This window comes from Chryseobacterium endalhagicum, assembly GCF_016745235.1.
In the GTDB taxonomy this organism is placed as follows: Bacteria; Bacteroidota; Bacteroidia; order Flavobacteriales; family Weeksellaceae; genus Chryseobacterium; species Chryseobacterium endalhagicum.
In genome coordinates this window covers 1622300-1639677 of the sequence record NZ_JAELVM010000001.1, presented here as the reverse complement: position 1 = coordinate 1639677, position 17378 = coordinate 1622300, and the positions used below count along the sequence as shown (strand labels likewise).

Genomic DNA, 17378 nt, shown 5'->3' with positions numbered 1-17378 from the left:
TGATAAAGTGAATAGACTGAAAATTTAACAGTCATAAGGACATAGTTTCTTATGGTATATAAACTTCTGCCCTGCCCGTAGAACCCAGAATATTTAATCGGGTATTAGCCGTGTAATTAGTAACAGACGTGTTCGATGGGGTTAAATTAAACGTGTATACCCCTGGGGTAAGACCTGAAATACTATACGTTCCTGCGAAATTAAATTTTGGGGCAGTGTTTCCGGGATAATCATACCATGATATCATTCCAGCAGTTCCGGCGTAACCTGATCCTGACGGACCTTGTTGAGCTATAAGAAAATCCATGTTACCAGCCCCTTCAGCTCCTGATTGAGTTCCCTGCCCATATGCTGTAAACTCCAGTAATACGATTGCATCTGAGGAAGGCACGGTCACGGTAACCTGAGAATCAGTTAAACGTCCTGGAGCACTTACAGACACCAGTTTCGGACCCTTGAAATCCAGGTCATAAAGTTCCCAGCTACCGGTATCCGTTTCCAGATCCCATCCATTGGCCCCTCCAGCGGTAAGGATTGCAGACCTGCCCGGTCTCAGGCCGAATGTATTGCTGTTGGTAATACTGCCTCCAAGGCGAAGAATCTGCCCGCTTGCCGCTGTTAAAGTTAAGGTAGATGAAGTACTGTTATTCTTAATATAATATTTCCTGCCCCTGAAATCTGCCACTGAATTATCCGTAGCAGATTTTGAAGGGAGGGTTAATTTAGAATTTCCGGTTCCTGAAAAGGAAACATGGTAGTCAGTAGAAAGAAGAGGATAGTCACCTGTGATCTCAAGATAATTCCCTTCAACAGATCCCCTTACATCCATTGTGCTGGAAGGCGTTGGTGTATTGATACCTATTTGAGAATAGGCCTGTACTGATAAAAACAGGGCACCTGCCAGGATTATTATTTTTTTATTCATTGTGTGTATTTTGTTTTTAGATTACAGCAGCTTTGAAACCATCCGCCAATTTTTTGCTGTTTGTCTTATATCAATTAAAAAAAATCAATTGTTGTTGTATATTCTGTGTTAAAATATGTTGAAGTAAAATGGTAACGGGAAACAGGTTTCCTTTTATTTCAGAAAGACATCGGCTCTTCCTGTAGATCTCATGACTTTCAGGCTGCTTACAGTACCTGATTCAACCTCTCTTACTACCTGCAGGGAGAATGTATAGGTACCGGGAGCAAGATTGGTCAAGCCATAGTCGGCCTTGAAATTAAAGGCTACGGTAGCCCCATTCTTTCTGTTAAACCAGGTTTGTGCAGCCGCCAGATCATATGTTACAGATGTGGTGCCGGTCTGTAAAAGAAGCCTTAAACGTAACGTACCATAAGAATTAGCAGATCCTACTACATTTGCATAACCTCTAAACTTCAATAATACCTTAGCACCTGCAGCAGGCACAGTTACGGTAAGTGGAGAGTCGGTTATTAGTGTATAATAATTATTTCCTGCAGGAACAGTTTGTGCGGTATTTCCCTGCACAATAGCCATATCGAAAAGCCCCCATTTAATTTCCTGCAGATCCCATCCATTAGCTCCCCCGGCTGTAAGTACAGCAAGTTTTCCCGGTTGCAGAACAATGGTATTACTGTCTATGTTAACCAGGCCGCCCGAACGAATGATCTGCCCGGCTGCCGCTGTTAATGTTAAGCTACTGCCTGTTGTACTGTTATTCTTAATATAGTACTTTCTGCCCCTGAAATCTGCTGCTGAACCATCTGTGGCAGATTTTGAGGGAAGATTCAATGTTAAATTTGATGCTCCTGTAAAGGAGATATGATAATCATTACCCATAAGGGTTTCTGTTTCGGAACCGGAAATTTCACGATAGTTCCCTTCAATAGATCCTCTTACATCCAGGGTACTGGAGGGTGTTGGTGTTTTTATCCCAACTTGGGAATAGGCCTGTGCAGATAAAAAAAATGCACCTGCCAGAAATAGCAGTTTTCTCTTCATTGTGTGTGTTTTTGTTTTAAGGTATGGCTGATCTTACAAACCGCTGCAAATTTGTATCATTTTGCTTTTTTTACCAAAAAAACACCTATTACACAGATATGACATCTTTGTAAAATATTGATTTTCAATACACAATAAAAATAAATCTAAAACTATACATTCATCAATAATTTCGAAAATTAATCTTTTTTCTAATTATGATTGATATTATAAAGAAACAGGCAACACCTGTTTTTTGTAAAAAGAAACATGTGTTACCTATTTGAAATGTCTATGTTGTAAGCCGTATCCGGATGGAATCAAAAACTTTCAAATTATTTGAAAAAATGAGTTCCTGTCATTTGTGCCGTGCATACATATAACAAGTTTACCTGTTTGTAAAAAGGATAATCATAAGATTAATCTTAAGTATTACAGTTGATCTAAACTACTGCATTTTTTTGTCCTGCCTCATGGTTTTACAGATTTGCATAGATTAAAATTTTTACCAGGTTTTTGTTTTTTATCATGTTTTTAGAATCTATTTGGAATAAACGTCTACCCTAGGCACATGAGTTTCATTACTGAAATGTTTAACTGAAGATGCAGTCACAAAGCTCTCTGATTCCCTTCTCATTTGTAAAGTAAATGTATAGGTTCCCGGTGCAAGATTGGAAACCGGATACATTATTGAATAATCTGCATCACATGTTCCTCCTCCAACTTTTGAAGTATTCCATGTCACCAAGTCTACATCCGGATAAGTAGTTGCAGGTGAGGTGCCTGTCCGAACAATTTGAAAACGCATTGTACCCACAGCACCAGTTCCAATTTGTACGAATATGTAACCTGAATAATTTAATATTACCTTTGTGTTTGAAGAAGGAACTGTAACAGTAACCTGGGAGCCTTCTAAGTCAGTATATAAATTCCCGGCAGGGATCTCATGAATCGGAGGACGCAGAAAATAGGGCGAATTTATAAGCTGCCAGTTAGCGGCATCCACGTCCAGATCCCACCCATTGGCATTTCCTGCGGTAAGTACTGCCGATTTTCCGGCTTTTAAAACAAAAGCACCAGCATCCGGAGAAGCCCCTCCCAGACGGAGGATCTGCCCGCTTGCAGCCATTAAGGTTAAATCAGTCGCTGTACTGTTATTTTTAATATAATATTTTCTGCCCCTGAAATCTGCTGCAGAACCATCTGTGGCAGATGCTGCAGGAATGCTCAGAGTTGCATTGGATACTCCGGAAAAGGAAACATGATAATCTGTGTCAGCAAGAGTATAGTTACCTGTAATTTCACGATAGCTCCCTTCAACAGATCCTCTTACATCCAAAGTACTGGAAGGTGTTGGTGTTGTAATACCTATCTGAGAATAGGCCTGTGCCGACAAAAATAAGGTGCCCGCCCAAAATAATGTTTTTATATTCATTGTGTATATTTCCTGATTATGATAGATTTGAATAGGCTGAAATTTTATTTCAGCAGTGATAGGGTCTGTTTTTTACGGCATATAAACTTCTGCCCTGCCTGTGCTACCCAGAGCTTGACTTACTAAATTCTCACCTCCCGCAGTTCCTCTTGTTACACTTTGCATCCTTAAATAAAATGTATATATCCCGGGGGCAAGACCTGAAACAGAGTACCTTACAGCGAAATTAAATTTGGGGTTATAGTTTCCGGCATAATCATACCATGACTTACCGCTCCAACCGTACCCTCCAAGTTCAGGGCCGCCTTCCTGATACACATATGTCCATACTCCGCCCATACCATCAGCTCCTGATTCAATTCCCTGTCCAAAACCTGTAAAGTCTACTAATACGACTGCGTCTGAAGAAGGTACAGTCACCGTAACCCGGGAATCAGGTATGGCAGTAAATCCTAAATTTACCGGTGTAAAAACCGGCCCTTTAAAGTCCATATCATAAAGTTCCCAAGTACTGGTATCAACGTCCATATCCCATCCGTTAGCTCCTCCAGCAGTAAGGACTGCAGACCTGCCCGGTCTCAGGCCGAATGTATTGCTGTTGGTAATACTGCCTCCAAGGCGAAGAATCTGCCCGCTTGCCGCTGTTAAAGTTAAAGTAGATGAAGTACTGTTATTCTTAATATAATATTTCCTGCCCCTGAAATCTGCCGCTGAATTATCCGTAGCAGATTTTGAAGGAAGGGTTAATTTAGAATTTCCGGTTCCTGAAAAGGAAACATGGTAGTCAGTAGGAAGAAGAGGATAGTCACCTGTGATCTCAAGATAATTCCCTTCAACAGATCCTCTTATATCCACTGTGCTGGAAGGCGTTGGTGTATTGATACCTATTTGAGAATAGGCCTGTACCGATAAAAACAGGGCACCTGCCAGGATTATTATTTTTTTATTCATTGTGTGTATTTTGTTTTCAGATTGTAGCAGATCCGAAACCATCTGCCAATTTTTGCCGTTTGCTTTTAATGAAATGGATAATTTTTTTTCTGCCCTGATTCTGTTCTAAACCTGATATCAATTAAAAAAAATCAATTGTTGCGGTATGCAGCAGAATTTTTTTAAATAAAATAGTCATAGAAAACAGATCTGCCTGTTACTTTATATAGACATCGGCTCTTCCTGCAGATCTCATGACTTTCAGGCTGCTTACAGTACCTACTTCTGATTCTCTTTCAAACTGCAGGGAGAATGTATAGCTACCGGGAGCAAGATTGGTCACACTATATTCTGTCTTGAAGTCAAAGGCTGTGGTAGCTCCATTCTTTTTGTTATACCAGCTTTGTGCAGCCGCCAGGGCATATGTTGCAGATGCTGTACCTGTCTGTAAAAGTTTTAAGCGTACTGTACCATAAGAATTGGCAGATCCTGTCACATTTCCATAACCTGTAAACTTCAATAATACTTTAGCACCAGAAGTAGGTACGGTTACGGTAACCGGAGAATCAGTCAAAGTATAATAGGTATCTACCGCAGGTATCGTTTGTGCAGAAGTTCCCGGCTCGTTAGTTGCTAAATCAAAAAGTCCCCATTTAATTTCCTGCAGATCCCATCCATTAGCTCCACCGGCTGTAAGTACAGCAAGTTTCCCCGGTTGCAGAACAATAGTATTGCTATCCACATTCACCCCCCCTGAACGAATAATCTGTCCGGATGCTGCTGTTAATGTTAAAATATTGTTTATACTGTTGTTTTTGATGTAGTATTTTCTTCCCCTGAAATCTGCTGCCGAACCATCAGTAGCAGATTTTGAGGGAAGATTCAGAATTGAATTTGATGTTCCGGTAAAGGAAATATGATAATCATTACCCATAAGGGTTTCTGTTCCGGAAATTTCACGATAGTTCCCTTCAACAGATCCCCTTACATCCAGGGTACTGGAGGGTGTTGGTGTTTTTATTCCAACTTGGGAATAGGCCTGTGCAGATAAAAAAAATGCACCTGCCAGAAATAACAGCTTTGTCTTCATTGTGTGTTTTTGTTTTAAGGTATGGCTGATCTAACAAACCGTTGCAAATTTCTTTATTTTTGCCTTTTTTTACCAAAAAAACACCTATTACTTAGATATGACAGTTATTTAAAACACTTATTATCAACTATTTAAGTCTTACACCATTGTAATCATACAAATACATAAAAATTTATAAAAAAAGAATAGCCGGGAAATATATCTTAAATGTTCAATGAATTTTATGTTTATAATGTACCGATGAATAGCAAGGTATCAAACTGCGTCATTAATGTTTTTCATCCACAGATAAATGTCTTCATCGGAAGGTATATTCAGTTTTTTTCTCAGTCTGTTTTTTCTGGTTTGTATAGACTGAGGCTGCACAAAAGTATAAGCTGCTATATCTTTGGTGGAAAAATTAAGAAACAATAAGGCACAAAATTTTAATTCTGTACTTAACAGCTGAGGTTCAATTTTCAGGAGCTTCGGGAAGAATTCAGGATAAACCTCCTGAAACCGGGTAAGAAATTCAGGATCATTGTTCTTTGCCAGCTGTGTAACTTCTTCGAAGGCAAGGCCTAATTTTTGATTAAGCTCCTGGGTTTCCTGTTCTTTTACATTTAAAATTTTATTTTTGTTTTTTATCTTCCTGTATACAAAAAAGGTAATAATAGCTGTACCTGCGGCTCCTGCAAGTATAATGTATAACAAAAGATTATTTTTATCTTCTAAAGGTTTTTGTTTTTCTTCTACAAGAAGATCAACGGTATCATTCAGGTTTTCCTCATCTATTATCTTTAAACTATCATTAAGTTTATTATAGGTAAGCTCATATTTTTTTTCTTCATCAGCCTGTCCCGTTTGTTCGTATATCCCGGATATTAATCCGTATAGTTCTAAAAGCTTTCTGGAATTCTTTGCTTTGGCAGCAAGTTCTATCGCTTTTTTATAGTTTGCAACAGCAGAATCATATTCTTTTTTTGCACCATGAATCTGCCCCAACAGTTTAAATGTTGTAAATTCATTACTCCCGAATTGTATGGGTACCGATTGAGCCGATTTTACATAAAACTCAGCAGAATCTATTTTATTTTGGTTAAGTTTTGCTTCAGCTAAAAGTAACAGGGTTACTTTTAAACTTGTATTCAAGCCCGGATCCATTTTTTTGGGCTTCTTCACCTCTTCTATAACTCTTTTGCTATAGTAGGAAGCAGAGTCGTAGTCCTTTTTTTCAATATAATTCTTAGCGATCTGAACCAGAAGCATACTCCTTATAGAGTACTTGACGGAATCGGTTTTTAAATCATTTGCCAGTACTAAATTCTTTTTAAGTTTCTTCAATGCTTCATCATACATTTTAATTCCTCTGTAATTGATGCTGTATAATATATTCATAGCAATTTCCTGGTCTTCATCGTTTGCTTTTTTAAACTCAGGTTCCATCATCTTTAAATAGTGATTGCTTTTATTATACCTGTATTGCAGAGAAAAAGCAAGTGCTAAATTATAGTACGCGGCCAGTCTCCCTTTTGCATAATTAATATGTTTAGAATCTTCCAGTATTGAGAGATTCAAGGTAATCATATCATCTGTTTTGCCGTCCATAAGAAGAGCATTTGATCTCTCCAGTTTTTGATCAACAGTTTTTGGGATAATTTTTGGCTGAGCGAACAGCAAAACCGGAAAAAGGAGAATAATAAATTTCATCACACGGAATTATTTATGAATACAATAAACATAATATCAAATTAAAGAAAACTTAACAATACAAAAGATAAAGATACTTTAATATATTAATTAAATAACAGAATATTTTGAAATGAATTACGCTTTATTGGTGATATTTTGCATCCAGATATAAATATCTTCATCAGAAGTAATATTTAATTTTTTTCTCAGTCTGTTTTTTCTGGTTTGTATAGACTGAGGCTGCACAAAAGTATAAGCCGCGATATCCTTGGTAGAAAAATTGAGAAACAGTAAGGCACAAAATTTTAGCTCTGTACTTAACAGCTGAGGTTCAATTTTCAGGAGTTTCGGGAAAAATTCAGGATAAACTTCCTGAAAACGGGCAAGAAATTCAGGGTCATTTTTTTTTGCTAACAATATAACCTCTTCAAAGGCAAAGTTCAGTTTTTGGTTAAGCTCCTGGGCTTCCTGCTCTTTTACATTTAATACTTTATTTTTATTTCTTATCCGTTTATACACAAAAAAGACAATAACAGCCGTTCCCATAATTCCTGCAAGTATAATGTAGAATAAAAGGTTATTTCTATACTCCAGAGGCTTTTGCTTTTCTTCCACAAGAAGGCCAACAGTATCTTTCAGATTATTTTCATCTATTTTTCTTAAGCTGTCATTAAGGGTATTGTATTTAAGCTCATATTTTTTTTGATTACCAGACTGTCCTGTTTTTTCATGTACCGCGGATATTAAACCGTACAGCTCTGCCAGTTTTCTAAAATTCTTAATTTTTGCAGCAAGCTCTATTGCTTTTTCGTAGTCAGTGACAGCAGAATCATAGTGTTTTCTCGCATCGTGGATCTGCCCCGAAAGCTTAAATGCTGCAAATTCATTATTACCCAACTGTATAGGAACAGATTGGGCCGATTTTAGATAAAACTCAGCAGAATCAATTTTATTTTGATGAAGCTTTGCTTCACCCAAAAGCAGTGTTACAATTTTTAAGTTTGTGTTCAGGCCTATGTCCATTTTTTTAGCTCCCTTCAGCTCCTGAATAACGCTCTTTCCATAATGGGTAGCAGAGTCATAATTTTTTTTCTCAATATAATTTCTGGTGATCTGGGTGAGAAGAATACCTTTTAGCGAATATCTGGTGGAATCATTTTTTATATGATCAGCCGGGATCAGATTCTTCTTAAGCTTTTTTATTGCTTCATCATACATCTTAATTCCTCTGTAATTCATACTGTATACAACATTCATGGCAATTTCCTGGCTTTCATCGTCCATATACTTAAACTCGGGTTCCATGAGCTTTAAATAATAATTGCTTTTATTATATTTATACTGCATGGAAAAAGCAAGAGCTAAATTATAATATGCATAGAGTCTTCCTTTTGGATAATCGATACTTTTAGCATCCTTCAGTACAGATAGGTTCAGGGTAATCATGTCATCTGTTTTACCATCAACAAGAAGGAAATTAGACTTTTTCAGTCTTTCATCAATCGCTTTCGGAGTTGTTTTTGGCTGAGCAAACAGCAAAAGCGGGAAAAAGAAAATAAAAAATTTCATCGTGTGTAATTATTGGGAATATAACAAGTATAATGGCAAAGCATTTCCTTTGTCAAAGTAAATTTACAAATTTAACCAGTAAATGCACTTCAATTTATTATTTAAATTATTTGGAGATATTTTTAAAAAAAACACTCTAAATCAAGTTAAATAATTTATATTTTTCAATAAAACATAAATATCTTCATCGGAAAGATATTTGATTTTTTCCGCACCCTGGTTTTCCTGGTTTGTTCAAATTGAGCCTGTATGTAACGGTAGTTATATCTTTGTAGAGAAGTTAAGAAACAGCGTGGCAATTTTTTCCTATGCAAACAGAAAAACCGGAAGCAAAAAATAAGAAATTTCATCATATCATGTTTGTGTTTTGAGGAATAATACTTAGCTATTAAAATAAGTGAGCAATTATTAAGTATTTATAGATCTTAGTTAAGTTGTAACTATTAATTCCGGGCGCAATAATAAAAATTTCGAAAGAAAATTTCTTAAAAAGAGATATTACATAGGTATTACACGCGTTGCATCTTTTAAACTCTCCCTTCTTAAAATACTTTTCTCCTATTCCTAAACAATAACTTCTGGTTCAGTTTACAGAATTCATAACAGAAGGCAACCGGGTAAATTAAAAACTTCTATTATTTTGAATTCGAAATCTATAACGCCAGAGATTCAATAAAAAGAATTAAAAAACCTGAAAATCAAAGAATTAAACAATTGTAATACTTATGTAATATATGATATTTTGTATGAAAAAACTCTTTGCCATAATATTGCAGTGAAAACACAATGATATATTTAAGAAAATGAAAAAATTATTCTCTCTATTAATTATTCCCCCTTCTGCAATTACTTATTCTCAAGTTGGAATTAATACTGTCACCCCTTCTGGATATAGTGAATAATATTAGTCCATTCATTACCCTCAAGAATGATAACTGCAAAAGTATATGAATCATCATTTGAAATTCCGGAACCTCATAATACTTCTTATACTTACATACAATATTTTACTTCAACCTTTATAATTATGCTTTTTAAAAACATTCATATCGGCCAGCTTATACAAACAAGAGTAAAGGAAACAAATTTTTCTATAGAAAGACTTACCAACTTTTTGCATTGCAGCGAAGACGATATACAGAATATGTATAACAGTGAATCCCTGCATGCAGAACTTCTGTTAAAATGGAGTAAACTCCTGCAATATGATTTTTTCAGAATGTATTCCCAGCACCTGTTATTGTATTCTCCTCCATCTTCTCCTGATTATTATAAAAATATAAAACAGCAGAAAACAGAACTTCCCGAATTCAGAAAGAACATTTATACCATAGAAATTATAGAGTTTATTCTGGATTTAGTGAATTCTAAAAAGAAAACAAAACAAGAAGTCGTCAGGGAATACAAAATTCCCAGAACTACACTTTATAAGTGGCTCAAAAAGTATTAACAGTACTTTATGATGTGATTCCTAAATAAATTGAAAATATTCTTAAAAACAAATTTTATATTTTATTACTTCCTTTTAAATTTTAAAGATTCTAAAAACACAAAATGAATCAAAAATATCTCGATACATACAGGGTAACCCTCTACCCTGTATAGAGATATGAAAAACGAAAAAATTCAGATTGTTCTATTTTATTACTTAATAAGAAACCACATTCCCAATAAGCAATATCACCTGAACATAGACATTAAAATTTACAAAAAAAACCATGAAAGCTCTAAAAACAAATCAACCTGCTATGAACAGCAGGTTGATTTTATTTTATAACACGAGCAAGATGCCCGCGCCAACTGGGAGATTTTTGTTAAATATTATAATTATTTATAGTTTTTAAAAAAAATATAATTACCATTCTTTATTCTGTATACGCCAAAACTTTTTGTGTTATGTTTTTTAGAAATTGAATCACCAATTTTTAATGTATCCCCTCTTGTATTTGTAATGGTGATACAATATTCATTACTATAATAAAATTGTAACGATTTGTCTTCATGATTTATTACTTTAATAACCTTAGCCTGAATTCTATTTTTAAAAAAATGATCATTATTTTTGTAAACATACTTATATCCATAAAAATAAACCACTAATATTAAACCTAGTATCATAGGGAAAAAGCGATAATTTTTTGAAATTTTCATCTTATTTAATTGGGGAGAGGTTTATTAACATAGCGGTTGAGTTTCAACTCTATATTTTATTAACAACACATCTGGAATATCATCTATTTCCTAGCTGATTAAGATAGTCATCTTCATTTTTTAAGGCACGCGGCAGAAACTCATTAGCAGCTTCGTAAATGTATTTCCATCCTTCATAATTTAAAATAATATCTTTTTTAACAGAATAAATCTTAAATGATAATTCTTTGTCATCAATAGATATCTCTAAAAATGGCGATAGTTCATCATTCAAAAAAACCTCTAAATAAGGATAATCCGAATTAATATCCCCCACTTCCTCTATTCTGATATTTTCGTTCATATAGTTAATTATTTTAATCTAATAAATACGCCATCTTTTATTCAGCTTGTGAGTATTTCCATTTGGTAAAGTATAGGCAATTTAACCATCGGGGGTGCTTTCCTCCGACTCCCACTTATTTATATTTATCAAAAATAAATCCTAAAATAAAAATAAATAACCATGAAAAAATAACCGTAAAAAAAGTTAAAAAAACGTGTAGCCTTTTTCTATAACCTTCATAGACACCCCATATAGATTTATAATATCTATATTTTTTTTCATATCTTTTAATATTATAAAAAATTAAAAAAAGTCCTATTGAACAAAAAATAATTTTCTCATAAATGGTTACTTTACCTTTAATATCTAAAATAGAGCTAATTGTCATCCATAAATCTAATAATAACATCGATTGTGTAATACCAATAATAAAGAAGCCTGTATTTGCCATCCACTTGTTTTTTTACTAAATCTTTGGTAAAAAGTCGCTAGATGATAATACATCATATCAAAATATTGTAACATAATTATTTTTTATCTTCCTAAAACCATATTTTCAACACCTGCAATAACATAGCCTAATGCGAATGTTTTCTTATTTGATTCAGTAATTATTTCTTATTGTATTTTTTTTATTATCAACAAATTAATGAATATCAGACACCATGAAAAAATAATTGTTGCAATAATTATTAAGCCATTGACCATTTTTTCATTCTTTTTTTCATTGACCCATTTATTTCTTAATACTAAATATTTATTCTTATATTTTCTTTTGTTGTAAAGTATAATTCCGATCGTTACCAATAGAAAAATAGCCCATCCATATTTAAATTTTTCATTTTGAAAAAAAAATTCTTTTATAAATAATAAAACATTAATTATAATCCATGTCTGGACTGCTGAAACACTTATCAATGCGGTCGTAGCATCTGCTCCATCTCTTTTGTAATAGAATTTTGCAACTCTATAATAATGGTAATCAAAAAAATCTTTAATCATAAATTAATTATCAAAATAGCTCAAGAATGATATATTATTTATAAGGGAGAACACCATTACAAATAATTAATTCTTCTTCATATTTTTCGGTAAGACTATTAATAAAATGTTTTTCACAACTTGGAATTACGCCAATTCCTAAGTACACAGCGTTATTTTGAATAAAAATCATTCCTTTGGGATTTTGTAGATTATCTTTATTCTCAAAATAAAAATTATAGTTTCTATCAGGAGCAGCCAAGACGAATAAAAGCATTTCAAAATAATCGTCAGTTTCCAATACTGTGTCTCCGAAAAACTGAGGATATTCAAAAATTTCATCTGCAGTTTTAAAACCTATTAACCAATTTTTCATAAAATCAAAAATAATTTCCTTTTCAACTTTATTTCTGTAAATGTATATATCAGTTAATTCCATAGATTGATTGCTTTATATTTTAATAGTAAGGCAACTGATTGCTTACGAGAGGTGGTTTATCATATTCCTCAGTTAATTTATCCACAAGATAGTTTTTATAGTTTTCCGTTGCACCAATTCCTAAATACATTGAATTATTATGAATAAGGATCATACCCTTACGATATTGAGAATTGTTTTTATTTTTAAAATAGAAGTCGTAATCCCTATTGGGTTCAGATAAAATAAACGAAAGCATTTCAAAATAATCATCAGTTTCAAACTCTATGTTTCCAAAATATTCAGGACATCTAAAATATTCATCTTTAGGCTTGAATCCGATTAACCAGTTTTTCATTATGACACAAGCTAGATGCTTGGCCTTTAAAAAAGAGTATTGAATCAATACTCTTTTTTACTCTTAAGTTCTTAATAATTTTTTCTAGGAACCACCATGAACATTAAAATTACAGTTATGATAAATAATATAAGTAATATCAAATATCCCTTATAGCTTTCTTTAAATTCATAGTCTAAAAATCTTTCGTTTTTAATAAATAAATAATACACTAAAGTCATTACAATCGGAATCATTAAGAAAAAAATATACTTATGATGTATATGCAAATAATTGCCCAGGAAAACATTATCAATACTTGAAGTATTCAAATTAATAAAAATTGAAATAACTACAACCAACCAAAATTTCTCTGTTCCCCTATCTTTGTATTTAAATTTATCCAATCTTTTATATAAACAATCTAAATGGAAAACTAAATAATCTATAAATTTAATCATGTAATATTTAGAATATTTTGCGGTGCATACCTACTTATGTAATAGTAGTAATTGTAATAGCAAATATAATCTTCTTTTTCTAAAAATAAAAAAACATTGCAAATGCAATGGTTTCAATCTATTTTATTCAGTAGTATTAGCAAAGACAAATATTATCCTTAATTAAATATTTTTATAATATTTCAATTTACCTTCATTATCTACAAATTTTAAGAACTTTTCTAAAATAGCATCTTTCTTTTTAAAATTGTCTTTTGCTTCATGTAATGTCATGTGATTTACAGAACTAATTTTCAAATCATCTCTGTTTCCATCATCTTCCCAAAAGCACACTTTACAAATTTGATAATTCCCTTCTTCTAAAATTGTTTTATAATTACAACAAGGACATGGAAATAGTTCTTTTGGAGTCCCCATAACATTAATTGACAATTGATACAATTCCTTAACTTTTTCTTCAATATATGATAATTTTATTCCAATATATCTATCTCTTATGTAGTCAAATAATTCTTCTTTATCCAATCCTTCCCCATCAATCAAATTTTTACGATCTTCAGTTCTCATCTTTGAATATTCATCTAATGATAATATATTTATAGCTGAATTTAAATCTAATTTTATCATAATTTTATTTTATTGGCATAATCAATTGCATTTAAAACGAATTTACATGGCCACATTTTTACAGACCATTCCCTCTCGAGACATCTCTTTTCATTTTATATTTGAAATCCTCAAAGCTAGAATTCCAAAAAAAAGGAGGGTGATAAGTATACAAAATCGCTAATTCATCCATAAAAAATCTTATTCTTTCCCCACAATTATCTTCGTAATCATCATCATCATAATTTTTAACAAAATCATTTGCAAATTTCCTAAAGTCTAAATGTGTTAGAAGATATTTATCCTTATATAGATTTATATATTCGAACATTGAAATAATAAAATCTCTATATTCATCCAAGGTCATCTTGGAAATTTTTTTCGGATTTAATTCGATTTCTAATCTTTCTTGAATTTGTTTTATAATTAAGTCTCTTTCTTCCATAAAATATCTTGAACATTTTTACAAACCATTACCTTTCCTCATATCTTTTTTAATTTTATTTTTAAAATCTTCAAAGTTAGAATCAAAAAAATATGGAGCAGGTGTAGAAAAACAGAATATTAATTCATCCATAAAAAATGCTACTCTTTGCCAACAATTATCTTCGTATTTATCATACTCATATTTATGATGAATAACCTTATTAAATTCCATAAAATCTTTTTCACTCAAATGGTATTTGTCTTTGTACAGATTTATGTATTCAAATATTGAAATCAAGAAATCTCCGTATTGTTCCAGAGTCAACTGATATAAAATTTCCGGATTAAATTCAATATACAATTTTTCTAAAATTTTTCTTATAATAACATCTTTTTCTTCCATATCTAATTATTTTACAGGTTCCCAAGCTGGGGCAGTACTGTAAATTAATGCTCTAAATGTTCCCACATTCATAGGGATTGCAGGGCGTATTTGTCCATAGTTTAAAACTGCAGGATTTGGAACAGCCGTTTTCTTTCCCAGCTTAAACCCAAACGATAATAATTTTCCATATCTAAAATTTCAGGAACGCCTGCGCTGTTTCTGGCAAAACTTACCCTTGTATTTCCCAGGTGGTCTTTGTACTGGTAAATATAACCGTTTTCTTAAAAAAAAGACAAAAACCATTGCAAATGCAATGGTTTTTGTTTAATTAAGTGTTACAGGTGAAGACATAAAATAAGGAAAATTTATTTTTTATATTTTCCCCAAAAGTCAAAAATAATTTTACTTAAGTCCTCAAAAGAACATTTTAAATAAACATTATCAATTATAATTGGAGTTCCTAAATCATTAACAGTTTGTTTCAATATGAATTTGGTGATGAAATCTGTATTTTCAATAAAAGGCTCATAATTATATAGCTTAACTCTAATCCTTGGTATTCCTTTATAATTTATAATATCTACTTTTTCAATATTGTTCCATTCTATTTCCTTCTCTTTAGTAAAGCCCAATCCATTATATATTCCTTTTTCACTGATCTCAAAAAAAGCTTTATGGGAAAAAATCAGCTTTATTAAAAAAATAGAAAAATATATTATAGCTATTATTCCCAGAATAGATAGAATTAAAACTAAATATTTTGAAGGTAATAATACAAAAGTATATTTTTCAGGGTTTAGACCTGCAATTACACAACACACGAATAAAATAGTTATTAATATTAACATGCTTACTATTTTAAAGGTCTTTCTTTCTATTTTCATTTTTTTATTTTTCAAAATTATCAAATGCTTGATTTAGATCACGTGCTACTACTTCTCCTATAAGGTATCCTACCAAAGCACCTCCAACTGCACCTACAATAGTGCCTACGATAGGAACTGGAATAGCACTACCTATAGCAGCCCCTGCATACATTCCCGATAAAATGCTCGAAGTTAATTTAGCAGCTGTTACAATCGTATTTCTTCCATTTGTAATACCTTTTGTTTGATAATTACTGTAATCATTAGCTACACCATTTCCTACTTCTATGCCCCCCAATGCTATTTGGGTAACTAAAGCACCTTTACCAATATATTTAGCAACGCTTGTCGTAGCACCTGTAGTAGCATTTCCACCCCAATTATCACTATAATATCCAAAACGAAGCCTTGAATATGTTATTCCATCAAAAGACCTATTTCTGACAGGTGTTGTCCAAAAAGCTATTGAACCACCTTGGTTTTGAGTTTTTTCAAGTACTGAACCAACATCACCAACCCTGTCATTGATAAAATTCAATATATCCAAAGTATCACCATCCATTAAACCTATTGTATGTGCAACTCCTAAATCACCCTCACCATATATGTCATTACCAACCGTATAAGTTGTCTGAGTAGCAGCCCCAGTCCACCAGACAAGATCACCATTACTATTTATACTGGAAAATATGGGTTGCTCTCTATTGGCCCATGCAGCTCTAATTTCGTCGAGTAAATAGTCATTTGAGTTACCTAATGACGACAAAATAGCATAGCTGCTTCCACCTCCAAATCCTCCTGATTCCAGTCCATCAGCATTACCTAAGCCTAGCCAGTTACTATTGACATTGCCGTAATTTACCTCCGTATTAGAGCCATCACCAGCCATTTTCAGTCTATTCATCGGCTTCATCCCATCAGGATCTACAAAGCTTACAGGATTATTAAAGGCATAGTTATAAGGAGAATATCTTCTCATTGTTTCAGCTAATGGATCTATTACACCCCATCTTCCAATATCTGCCATATACATTCTGGCACCGTAATCACTCCAGCCGGATTCTTTTTGAAGCTCCTTGCCATTGTATCCGTAATTATAAGCAGGATTTCCTTCTAATACATTGTAACCTTCATGCTTTAAACCAAATGCATAATAGTTATTTTCTTTAAGAACTTCTGTTTTGCCAGCTATAATCTTAAGATTTACTTGTACGATATTATATTATTATGTTTAGAACCGAAAAGTCCGCTTTACAACTAGTAAAAACGGACTTGTCTTTTATTGTTAAATTACCATATTTTAATTATTCCATGATATTTTTTACTTACAATTTCTAAACTTAATGTATCTTTTAAATGTGGAGTTCTAGAGTACCCCCAGACACCATCAAAACTATCGAGCTTCTTTTCATCAGCTTTTTTAAAATAAATAGCGATTGAATCTTTTAAGCCTCTTTCATAACAAATATTGTAAGGATTATTCGTATTTTTAATTATACGCGTATCATTAAAAGATTTATTACTAACCTTAAAACCTTTCTCAAGATAAGGTTTAAAATAAAAACCTTTCAAATTAGTAGATCCAATAATTCTATAATTTAATTCTTTAACAAAAACTTTTCTTTTTTTAGATTCTTCTATCTTATCTGTTCTTATTCTATCTTCCCACATTTTGTATCCATTCCAACCAACAAAATTTGATACATAAGGAAACAATATTGTTGAAAATACAAAAATTAAAATTGCTAATAAAACAATTATTCCAATTACTCTTTTCATTTA

General features: G+C 32.6%; 20 protein-coding genes. 1 reads left to right on the top strand and 19 read right to left on the bottom strand.

Features of this window, described 5'->3' with window-relative positions:
* Window positions 1-49: 49 nt before the first annotated feature.
* The 7 genes from JET18_RS07155 to JET18_RS07125 all read right to left on the bottom strand — a co-directional run bounded on the left by JET18_RS07155 (window position 50) and on the right by JET18_RS07125 (window position 8640).
* Window positions 50-925, bottom strand: a complete 876-nt coding sequence (locus JET18_RS07155) for a hypothetical protein (RefSeq protein ID WP_202089932.1) — start codon at window positions 923-925, stop codon at window positions 50-52.
* A gap of 153 nt (window positions 926-1078) precedes the next feature.
* Window positions 1079-1966 (bottom strand): hypothetical protein, encoded by an 888-nt coding sequence (locus tag JET18_RS07150; RefSeq protein WP_202089931.1) that lies wholly within the window; start codon window positions 1964-1966, stop codon window positions 1079-1081.
* Between the two features lie 520 nt (window positions 1967-2486).
* Window positions 2487-3380, bottom strand: a complete 894-nt coding sequence (locus tag JET18_RS07145; protein WP_202089930.1) for a hypothetical protein — start codon at window positions 3378-3380, stop codon at window positions 2487-2489.
* Window positions 3381-3452: 72 nt separating this feature from the next.
* The gene (locus JET18_RS07140; RefSeq protein ID WP_202089929.1) at window positions 3453-4331 is read right to left on the bottom strand and encodes a hypothetical protein; all 879 of its coding nucleotides are present in this window, start codon (window positions 4329-4331) and stop codon (window positions 3453-3455) included.
* A 196-nt stretch (window positions 4332-4527) separates the two neighbouring features.
* Window positions 4528-5400, bottom strand: a complete 873-nt coding sequence (locus JET18_RS07135) for a hypothetical protein (RefSeq protein WP_202089928.1) — start codon at window positions 5398-5400, stop codon at window positions 4528-4530.
* Between the two features lie 255 nt (window positions 5401-5655).
* Entirely contained in the window at window positions 5656-7089 is a 1434-nt protein-coding gene (locus JET18_RS07130; protein WP_202089927.1) for a tetratricopeptide repeat protein, read from the bottom strand.
* A 117-nt stretch (window positions 7090-7206) separates the two neighbouring features.
* Window positions 7207-8640 carry a tetratricopeptide repeat protein gene (locus JET18_RS07125; RefSeq protein WP_202089926.1) on the bottom strand — a complete coding sequence of 478 codons (1434 nt, stop codon included), beginning with the start codon at window positions 8638-8640 and terminating at the stop codon, window positions 7207-7209.
* 1027 nt (window positions 8641-9667) lie between these two features.
* Between JET18_RS07125 and JET18_RS07120 the strand changes: the two genes are divergently transcribed.
* The gene (locus JET18_RS07120; RefSeq protein WP_202089925.1) at window positions 9668-10090 is read left to right on the top strand and encodes a transposase; all 423 of its coding nucleotides are present in this window, start codon (window positions 9668-9670) and stop codon (window positions 10088-10090) included.
* 377 nt (window positions 10091-10467) lie between these two features.
* Here the strand turns inward: JET18_RS07120 and JET18_RS07115 are convergent, their stop codons facing one another.
* From JET18_RS07115 to JET18_RS07060, 12 genes are all read right to left on the bottom strand, one after another.
* The gene (locus JET18_RS07115; protein WP_202089924.1) at window positions 10468-10791 is read right to left on the bottom strand and encodes a hypothetical protein; all 324 of its coding nucleotides are present in this window, start codon (window positions 10789-10791) and stop codon (window positions 10468-10470) included.
* 79 nt (window positions 10792-10870) lie between these two features.
* The gene (locus JET18_RS07110) at window positions 10871-11134 is read right to left on the bottom strand and encodes a hypothetical protein (protein ID WP_202089923.1); all 264 of its coding nucleotides are present in this window, start codon (window positions 11132-11134) and stop codon (window positions 10871-10873) included.
* Between the two features lie 115 nt (window positions 11135-11249).
* Window positions 11250-11567: a hypothetical protein gene (locus JET18_RS07105; protein ID WP_202089922.1), complete on the bottom strand. Its 318-nt coding sequence runs from the start codon at window positions 11565-11567 to the stop codon at window positions 11250-11252.
* 167 nt (window positions 11568-11734) lie between these two features.
* A complete protein-coding gene (locus JET18_RS07100) occupies window positions 11735-12118 on the bottom strand; it encodes a hypothetical protein (RefSeq protein ID WP_202089921.1) in 384 nt (127 codons plus the stop codon).
* Window positions 12119-12152: 34 nt separating this feature from the next.
* On the bottom strand, window positions 12153-12536 hold the full coding sequence (locus tag JET18_RS07095) for a hypothetical protein (RefSeq protein WP_202089920.1): 384 nt from the start codon (window positions 12534-12536) through the stop codon (window positions 12153-12155).
* A gap of 19 nt (window positions 12537-12555) precedes the next feature.
* Complete coding sequence (locus JET18_RS07090; protein ID WP_202089919.1) at window positions 12556-12873, bottom strand: hypothetical protein; 318 nt, start codon at window positions 12871-12873, stop codon at window positions 12556-12558.
* Between the two features lie 602 nt (window positions 12874-13475).
* On the bottom strand, window positions 13476-13940 hold the full coding sequence (locus tag JET18_RS07085; RefSeq protein ID WP_202089918.1) for a CPCC family cysteine-rich protein: 465 nt from the start codon (window positions 13938-13940) through the stop codon (window positions 13476-13478).
* Between the two features lie 58 nt (window positions 13941-13998).
* On the bottom strand, window positions 13999-14364 hold the full coding sequence (locus tag JET18_RS07080; protein WP_202089917.1) for a hypothetical protein: 366 nt from the start codon (window positions 14362-14364) through the stop codon (window positions 13999-14001).
* Between the two features lie 18 nt (window positions 14365-14382).
* Window positions 14383-14748, bottom strand: coding sequence for a hypothetical protein (locus tag JET18_RS07075; RefSeq protein WP_202089916.1), 366 nt, complete (start codon window positions 14746-14748; stop codon window positions 14383-14385).
* 347 nt (window positions 14749-15095) lie between these two features.
* A complete protein-coding gene (locus JET18_RS07070; RefSeq protein WP_202089915.1) occupies window positions 15096-15614 on the bottom strand; it encodes an STM3941 family protein in 519 nt (172 codons plus the stop codon).
* A gap of 4 nt (window positions 15615-15618) precedes the next feature.
* Window positions 15619-16788 (bottom strand): RHS repeat-associated core domain-containing protein, encoded by a 1170-nt coding sequence (locus tag JET18_RS21960; RefSeq protein WP_317193252.1) that lies wholly within the window; start codon window positions 16786-16788, stop codon window positions 15619-15621.
* Between the two features lie 98 nt (window positions 16789-16886).
* A complete protein-coding gene (locus JET18_RS07060; protein ID WP_202089914.1) occupies window positions 16887-17375 on the bottom strand; it encodes a hypothetical protein in 489 nt (162 codons plus the stop codon).
* Window positions 17376-17378: the final 3 nt, after the last annotated feature.

Coding starts and splice junctions, on each gene's coding strand:
- JET18_RS07155 (WP_202089932.1), bottom strand. CDS start 925: ATGAATAAAAAAATAATAATCCTGGCAGGTGCCCTGTTTTTATCAGTA.
- JET18_RS07150 (WP_202089931.1), bottom strand. CDS start 1,966: ATGAAGAGAAAACTGCTATTTCTGGCAGGTGCATTTTTTTTATCTGCA.
- JET18_RS07145 (WP_202089930.1), bottom strand. CDS start 3,380: ATGAATATAAAAACATTATTTTGGGCGGGCACCTTATTTTTGTCGGCA.
- JET18_RS07140 (WP_202089929.1), bottom strand. CDS start 4,331: ATGAATAAAAAAATAATAATCCTGGCAGGTGCCCTGTTTTTATCGGTA.
- JET18_RS07135 (WP_202089928.1), bottom strand. CDS start 5,400: ATGAAGACAAAGCTGTTATTTCTGGCAGGTGCATTTTTTTTATCTGCA.
- JET18_RS07130 (WP_202089927.1), bottom strand. CDS start 7,089: ATGAAATTTATTATTCTCCTTTTTCCGGTTTTGCTGTTCGCTCAGCCA.
- JET18_RS07125 (WP_202089926.1), bottom strand. CDS start 8,640: ATGAAATTTTTTATTTTCTTTTTCCCGCTTTTGCTGTTTGCTCAGCCA.
- JET18_RS07120 (WP_202089925.1), top strand. CDS start 9,668: ATGCTTTTTAAAAACATTCATATCGGCCAGCTTATACAAACAAGAGTA.
- JET18_RS07115 (WP_202089924.1), bottom strand. CDS start 10,791: ATGAAAATTTCAAAAAATTATCGCTTTTTCCCTATGATACTAGGTTTA.
- JET18_RS07110 (WP_202089923.1), bottom strand. CDS start 11,134: ATGAACGAAAATATCAGAATAGAGGAAGTGGGGGATATTAATTCGGAT.
- JET18_RS07105 (WP_202089922.1), bottom strand. CDS start 11,567: ATGGCAAATACAGGCTTCTTTATTATTGGTATTACACAATCGATGTTA.
- JET18_RS07100 (WP_202089921.1), bottom strand. CDS start 12,118: ATGATTAAAGATTTTTTTGATTACCATTATTATAGAGTTGCAAAATTC.
- JET18_RS07095 (WP_202089920.1), bottom strand. CDS start 12,536: ATGGAATTAACTGATATATACATTTACAGAAATAAAGTTGAAAAGGAA.
- JET18_RS07090 (WP_202089919.1), bottom strand. CDS start 12,873: ATGAAAAACTGGTTAATCGGATTCAAGCCTAAAGATGAATATTTTAGA.
- JET18_RS07085 (WP_202089918.1), bottom strand. CDS start 13,940: ATGATAAAATTAGATTTAAATTCAGCTATAAATATATTATCATTAGAT.
- JET18_RS07080 (WP_202089917.1), bottom strand. CDS start 14,364: ATGGAAGAAAGAGACTTAATTATAAAACAAATTCAAGAAAGATTAGAA.
- JET18_RS07075 (WP_202089916.1), bottom strand. CDS start 14,748: ATGGAAGAAAAAGATGTTATTATAAGAAAAATTTTAGAAAAATTGTAT.
- JET18_RS07070 (WP_202089915.1), bottom strand. CDS start 15,614: ATGAAAATAGAAAGAAAGACCTTTAAAATAGTAAGCATGTTAATATTA.
- JET18_RS07060 (WP_202089914.1), bottom strand. CDS start 17,375: ATGAAAAGAGTAATTGGAATAATTGTTTTATTAGCAATTTTAATTTTT.